The sequence below is a fragment of the Caballeronia sp. M23-90 genome (assembly GCF_053574605.1).
This window is the reverse complement of the sequence record NZ_JBSIPA010000419.1, coordinates 1-5,761: the sequence shown is the minus strand read 5'-3', so window position 1 is coordinate 5,761 and position 5,761 is coordinate 1. Positions and strand designations below refer to the sequence as shown.

Sequence of the window (5,761 nt, the reverse complement as noted above, 5' to 3'; positions counted from 1 at the left end):
GCGGCTTCTGGCGCAGCGGGTGCAAGCGCACCGGGCGCAACCGGTGTTCCGGCTGATCGCATGGTGCCGCCGCGCATTCCGTCGTTCCCGTCGTTCAGGCTGCGTTGAGCAAAGTGTGGAAAAAGCGCAAAACACCGCGCGCCAGTAATATATCGAAAGCGTTTTGACGGCTGGTAATAGTGCGGTGATGAACTCGTAGCGCACGCCGCGCTCAAACCCAGGCCACTTTTTTTGCAGAGTCTTTAATGAAAAAACTATTCTTGCTCCCCCTGTTTGCCGTGCTGATGGCTTTTTGCACGGGCGCGTTCGCTCAAGCCGACGATATGTCGACGCCAGACGGACTCGTCAAGACGGTGACCTCCCAGGTTCTCGATCAAATCAAGGCCGACAAGCAGATCCAGTCGGGCAACATCACGCGCATCACGCAGCTGGTGAATGAAAAGATCCTGCCATACACGGACTTCACCCGGACCACGCGTCTGGTGATGGGCCGCAACTGGAACACGGCGACGCCGGAACAGCAAAAGCAGATCGTCGAGCAGTTCAAGATGCTGCTGATCCGCACGTATGCGGGCGCGTTGGCGCAGGTTCGCGACCAGCAAGTCCAGTACAAGCCGTTCCGCGCTGATCCGAGCGACACAGACGTGGTTGTTCGCTCGGTCGTGCTGAACAACGGTTCGCCGATCCAGCTCGACTACCGCCTGTATAAGACGCCGCAGGGCTGGAAGGTGTACGACATCAACGTGCTCGGTGCGTGGCTGATCCAGGCTTACCAGCAGCAGTTCAACGAGCAGATCCAGCAGCATGGCGTGTCCGGCCTGCTGCAGTTCCTGACCCAGCGTAACCAGCAACTCGCGAACGGCAAGGCATCGTGAGTCGCTTCGAAACCGCCGCGACCCTCACGCACGACAGCGCAAAGAGCGCGCTCGATGCGGGTTTGTCGCGGATCGCAGCGGGCGCAACCGAAGTGGATTGCGCGCCGCTCAAGCAATTCGATTCGTCGGCGCTCGCCGTCCTGATCGCGTGGCAGCGTGCTGCCACTGCGCGCGGTGCGGCATTTGCCGTCGTCAATCTCCCCTCCGGGCTTGCCAGTCTCGCGCAAGTCTATGGCGTCGATACGCTTCTCACCTTCCGACATTGATCCTGTCTGCCTGAACCCATGGCGTGTTTTCGTCGCGTTCTGACGCCGACGAGACGCGCCAGACAGGGTTGTCACGGACACGCTTGCGGCAGCTCCCAGCCGCAGATGGCCTATAATCAACCGTTTTTTCGGCCTGACTTCCGCCTTTCGTCGTAATGAAGGCCGGTTCTGGTTCCGATCCGCACACCTAGAGGCGCAGCCCCCAACACGCGCGCGCACTGTCAATGTCAGCCATAGAAATACGCAACGTCAAAAAGCGCTACAAAGAGCTGCAAGCGCTCAAAGGCGTGAATCTCGTCGTCGAAGAGGGCGAGTTTTTCGGTCTGCTCGGCCCGAACGGCGCGGGTAAAACTACCCTGATCAGCATTCTCGCGGGCCTCGCGCGCGCGGATAGCGGCACGATCTCCGTACGCGGCCACGACGTGGTCACGGATTTCCGCGATGCACGCCGTTCGCTCGGCGTGGTGCCGCAGGAACTCGTCTTCGATCCGTTTTTCACTGTTCGCGAATCGCTGCGCATCCAGTCGGGCTACTTCGGTCTGCGTAAAAACGATGACTGGATCGACGAAATCATGGCGAATCTCGATCTCACCGAGAAAGCCGATGTCAACACGCGTGCACTGTCCGGCGGCATGAAACGCCGTGTGCTGGTCGCGCAGGCGCTGGTGCACAAACCGCCGGTGATCGTGCTCGACGAACCGACCGCGGGTGTCGATGTCGAGTTGCGCCAGACGCTCTGGAAATTCATCTCGCGCCTGAATCGCGAGGGTCACACCATCGTGTTGACGACGCACTATCTGGAAGAAGCCGAGGCCTTGTGCGACCGGCTCGCAATGCTGCGTCGCGGCGAGGTGGTCGCGCTCGAACGAACCAGCACGCTGTTGCAGCGCTTCGCCGGCATGCAGCTTTCGCTGAGATTCTCGCAGGGCGTGTTGCCCGTCGAGCTGCGCACGCTGGAAGTCGATCCGCGGGCGACCTCGGGCACGAATCATTTGCTGCGACTTTCAAGCTACGACGACGTCGAGCCGATCCTCGCGAAATGCCGAGCGGCCGGCTGCACGTTCGACGAAATCGATGTCCGCAAGGCAGATCTGGAAGACGTATTCGTGCAAGTGATGAACGGGCCGGAAGTGGTCGAGGGCTTGTCATGAGCGGCTTTCGCACCCTGTTCTACAAGGAAATCCTGCGTTTCTACAAGGTCGCGTTCCAGACCGTGCTCGCGCCGGTGATCACGGCCTTGTTGTACCTGATGATCTTCGGCCACGCGCTGACGAGTCATGTCGAGGTTTATCCAGGTGTGGCCTACACGAGTTTTCTCGTGCCTGGCCTCGTGATGATGAGCGTGCTGCAGAACGCGTTCGCAAACAGTTCTTCGTCGCTGATTCAGTCGAAGATCACGGGTAATCTGGTGTTCGTCCTGCTGCCGCCGCTCTCGCACTGGGAAATGTTCTTCGCGTATGTGCTGGCGTCGGTTGTGCGCGGATTGGCGGTTGGATTCGGCGTCTTTATCGTGACGGTGTGGTTCATTCCAATGAGCTTCTCCGCGCCGCTCTACATTCTCGCGTTCGCCATCCTCGGCTCGGCGATTCTCGGCACGCTCGGGTTGATCGCCGGCGTCTGGGCAGACAAGTTCGACCAGCTCGCCGCGTTCCAGAACTTCCTGATCATGCCGCTGACGTTCCTGTCGGGCGTGTTCTACTCCACGCATACGCTGCCGCCCATCTGGCGCGAAGTGTCGCGGCTCAATCCGTTTTTCTACATGATCGACGGTTTCCGCTACGGCTTTTTCGGCATGTCCGACGTCAGTCCGCTCGCGAGCCTTGGCATTGTCGGCGGGTTTTTTATCGTGCTGGCTGTGGTTGCCATGCGCCTCCTGGCAAGCGGCTACAAGCTGCGCCACTAGGCTCACTCATCAGGCTCACTCGCAGGCTCATTTAATCGATTCGCTCAATTTTCAGGAGACACCCATGTTGCCGACTCCCGAGCAAGTGAAGGACTACATCGCTGGCGGCTTGTCTTGCCAGCACGTCGAAGTCGAAGGCGACGGCCAGCATTTCTTTGCGACCATCGTGAGCGATGCGTTCGAAGGCAAGCGGCCGATCGCGCGTCACCAGCTCGTGTACGCGGCCCTTGGCGACCGCATGCGGGCGGAAATCCACGCGCTGAGCATGAAGACGCTGACGCCCGCCGAGTGGAAACCCGCCTGAGCGGTTCGCCGGCTCGCGCTGTATCTGAGCATCACCTATCAACCGATTAGCTGGAAATTTAGTGCGATTCACTCAAGACAACCGCGACGCCGACCACGGCGCCGCTGCAGGAAGCTCCGTAGAAGGAACGCCAGGCATGGACAAACTCGTGATTGTCGGGGGCTCGAAGCTCTCGGGCGAAATCGTTGTATCCGGTGCGAAGAACGCGGCATTGCCGATTCTCTGCGCCAGCTTGCTGACCGCAGACGACGTGCATCTGGAAAACGTGCCCAACCTGCAGGACGTGCGCACGATGCTCAAATTGCTCAACCAGATGGGCGTGCGTTCGGAGTCGGCGGATGGCCGCGTGTCGCTGAACGCAGCGAAGCTGGACAACCTCGTCGCGCCGTACGAAATGGTCAAGACCATGCGTGCGTCCATCCTCGTGCTCGGTCCGCTCGTCGCGCGCTTTGGTGAAGCGAAGGTGTCGTTGCCGGGCGGCTGCGCCATCGGCGCGCGCCCCGTCGATCAGCATATCAAGGGCCTCCAGGCGATGGGCGCCGAGATCACCATCGAGCATGGTTTTATCGAGGCGCGGGCGAAGCGCCTGAAAGGCGCGCGCATCGTCACCGACATGATCACGGTCACCGGCACGGAAAACCTGCTGATGGCGGCGGTTCTGGCGGAAGGCGAAACGGTGATCGAGAACGCGGCGCGCGAGCCGGAAGTCAGCGACCTTGCGAATCTGCTCGTCGCGATGGGCGCGAAGATCGATGGCATCGGCTCGGACCGGCTCGTCATTCAAGGCGTGGACAAGCTGCATGGCGCGCACCATTCAGTGGTGCCTGACCGCATTGAAGCCGGCACGTTTCTTTGCGCCGTTGCGGCGACCGGCGGCGACGTCACGTTGCGTAACGTGAATCCTTCGCTGCTTGAAGCGGTGATCGAGAAGCTGCACGAAGCGGGTGTATCGGTGGAAGAGGGCGAGAACTGGATTCGCGTGCGCATGAACAGGCGTCCGAACGCGGTGAGTTTCCGGACATCGGAATATCCGGCGTTCCCGACCGACATGCAGGCCCAGTTCATGGCGCTCAACACCATGGCCAACGGCACGTCGCAAGCGGTCGAAACCATCTTCGAAAACCGCTTCATGCATGTGCAGGAACTGAACCGCCTGGGCGCGAGCATTACTGTCGATGGCAACACGGCGCTGGTTACCGGCGTCGAAAAGCTGTCGGGCGCGAAGGTGATGGCAACGGATCTGCGGGCATCGGCGAGTTTGGTGATCGCGGCCATGTGTGCGGAAGGCGAGACGCTGATCGACCGGATCTATCACCTCGATCGCGGCTACGACCGGATGGAAAGCAAGCTGACGGCCGTCGGCGCAAACGTGCGGCGCATCAAGGGCAACGGGGTGGAGCAATGAGTTCACTGCAGACTTCTGCATCGGTGCCGGCGGGGGCAATGCTGACGCTGGCTTTGTCGAAGGGACGGATTTTCGAAGAAACCTTGCCGCTGCTCGCAGCCGCCGGCGTTGAAGTGACTGAAGATCCGGAAACGTCACGCAAGCTGATCTTGCCGACCACGAATCCGAATTTGCGGGTGATCATCGTGCGTGCAACCGATGTCCCCACTTACGTGGAATACGGCGCTGCGGATTTCGGCGTGGCGGGCAAGGACGTGCTGATCGAACACGGCGGCGGCGGGCTGTACCAGCCGGTCGATCTGAACATTGCGCGCTGCCGGATGTCGGTGGCGGTGAAGAACGGTTTCGACTACGAAACCGCCGTGCGGCAAGGTGCGCGGCTGCGCATTGCGACAAAATATGTTGAAGTGGCGCGAGAGCATTTCGCGTCGAAGGGCGTTCACGTCGACTTGATCAAGCTGTATGGATCGATGGAACTCGCGCCGCTGGTCGGACTGGCCGATGCTATTGTCGACCTGGTCAGCTCGGGCAACACGTTGCGCGCGAACGATCTTGTCGAAGTCGAAGAGATCATGGAAATATCGTCGCGTCTGGTCGTGAACCAGGCCGCGCTGAAGTTGAAGCGCGCTGCGTTGAAGCCTTATCTCGATGCGTTCGAACGCGCGTCGGCTAGTGTGTAGGCAAAGCGACGCAGGTCAAGGCAAACAAACGGATACCAGCATCATGTCTATCAAGATTCGCAAACTCGACTCCAGCGCCAACGGTTTTCACACGGCGCTGCACGCGGTGCTCGCGTTCGAGGCGAGCGAGGACGAAGCTATCGAGCGCTCTGTCGCGCAAATTCTCGCTGACGTAAAAAAGCGCGGCGACGAAGCCGTGCTCGACTACACGAACAAGTTCGACCGGCTGAAGGCGGAAAGCGTGGCTTCGCTGGAATTGCCGCAGTCCGAACTCGAGGCCGCGCGGCGTTTCGGCTCGAGCCCTTCGAGCGCCGCCTCGAGTTCGGAC

The 5,761-nt window shown here is 60.5% G+C and carries 8 protein-coding genes; all 8 read left to right on the top strand.

Going from position 1 to position 5,761, the window contains the following annotated elements:
• Positions 1 to 245 precede the first annotated feature (245 nt).
• Positions 246 to 875, top strand: a complete 630-nt coding sequence (locus ACRXB1_RS28750; RefSeq protein WP_062000447.1) for an MlaC/ttg2D family ABC transporter substrate-binding protein — start codon at positions 246 to 248, stop codon at positions 873 to 875.
• Positions 872 to 1,141, top strand: coding sequence for an STAS domain-containing protein (locus ACRXB1_RS28745; RefSeq protein WP_172811952.1), 270 nt, complete (start codon positions 872 to 874; stop codon positions 1,139 to 1,141). The genes ACRXB1_RS28750 and ACRXB1_RS28745 overlap by 4 nt, the downstream gene beginning before the upstream one ends.
• A 224-nt stretch (positions 1,142 to 1,365) precedes the next feature.
• Positions 1,366 to 2,292: an ABC transporter ATP-binding protein gene (locus ACRXB1_RS28740; RefSeq protein WP_062000445.1), complete on the top strand. Its 927-nt coding sequence runs from the start codon at positions 1,366 to 1,368 to the stop codon at positions 2,290 to 2,292.
• Entirely contained in the window at positions 2,289 to 3,044 is a 756-nt protein-coding gene (locus ACRXB1_RS28735) for an ABC transporter permease (RefSeq protein WP_062000444.1), read from the top strand. The genes ACRXB1_RS28740 and ACRXB1_RS28735 overlap by 4 nt, the downstream gene beginning before the upstream one ends.
• Before the next feature lie 64 nt (positions 3,045 to 3,108).
• Positions 3,109 to 3,348, top strand: a complete 240-nt coding sequence (locus ACRXB1_RS28730; RefSeq protein ID WP_062000443.1) for a BolA family protein — start codon at positions 3,109 to 3,111, stop codon at positions 3,346 to 3,348.
• Positions 3,349 to 3,484: 136 nt separating this feature from the next.
• Positions 3,485 to 4,753: a UDP-N-acetylglucosamine 1-carboxyvinyltransferase gene (murA, locus tag ACRXB1_RS28725; RefSeq protein ID WP_449493959.1), complete on the top strand. Its 1,269-nt coding sequence runs from the start codon at positions 3,485 to 3,487 to the stop codon at positions 4,751 to 4,753.
• Positions 4,750 to 5,433 (top strand): ATP phosphoribosyltransferase, encoded by a 684-nt coding sequence (gene hisG / locus ACRXB1_RS28720; RefSeq protein WP_062000442.1) that lies wholly within the window; start codon positions 4,750 to 4,752, stop codon positions 5,431 to 5,433. The genes murA and hisG overlap by 4 nt, the downstream gene beginning before the upstream one ends.
• Positions 5,434 to 5,476: 43 nt before the next feature.
• Positions 5,477 to 5,761, top strand: a 285-nt coding sequence (locus ACRXB1_RS28715; protein ID WP_449493958.1) for a histidinol dehydrogenase, incomplete at its 3' end; no start/stop codon positions are given.

Coding starts and splice junctions, on each gene's coding strand:
- murA (WP_449493959.1), top strand. CDS start 3,485: ATGGACAAACTCGTGATTGTCGGGGGCTCGAAGCTCTCGGGCGAAATC.
- ACRXB1_RS28740 (WP_062000445.1), top strand. CDS start 1,366: ATGTCAGCCATAGAAATACGCAACGTCAAAAAGCGCTACAAAGAGCTG.
- ACRXB1_RS28750 (WP_062000447.1), top strand. CDS start 246: ATGAAAAAACTATTCTTGCTCCCCCTGTTTGCCGTGCTGATGGCTTTT.
- hisG (WP_062000442.1), top strand. CDS start 4,750: ATGAGTTCACTGCAGACTTCTGCATCGGTGCCGGCGGGGGCAATGCTG.
- ACRXB1_RS28735 (WP_062000444.1), top strand. CDS start 2,289: ATGAGCGGCTTTCGCACCCTGTTCTACAAGGAAATCCTGCGTTTCTAC.
- ACRXB1_RS28730 (WP_062000443.1), top strand. CDS start 3,109: ATGTTGCCGACTCCCGAGCAAGTGAAGGACTACATCGCTGGCGGCTTG.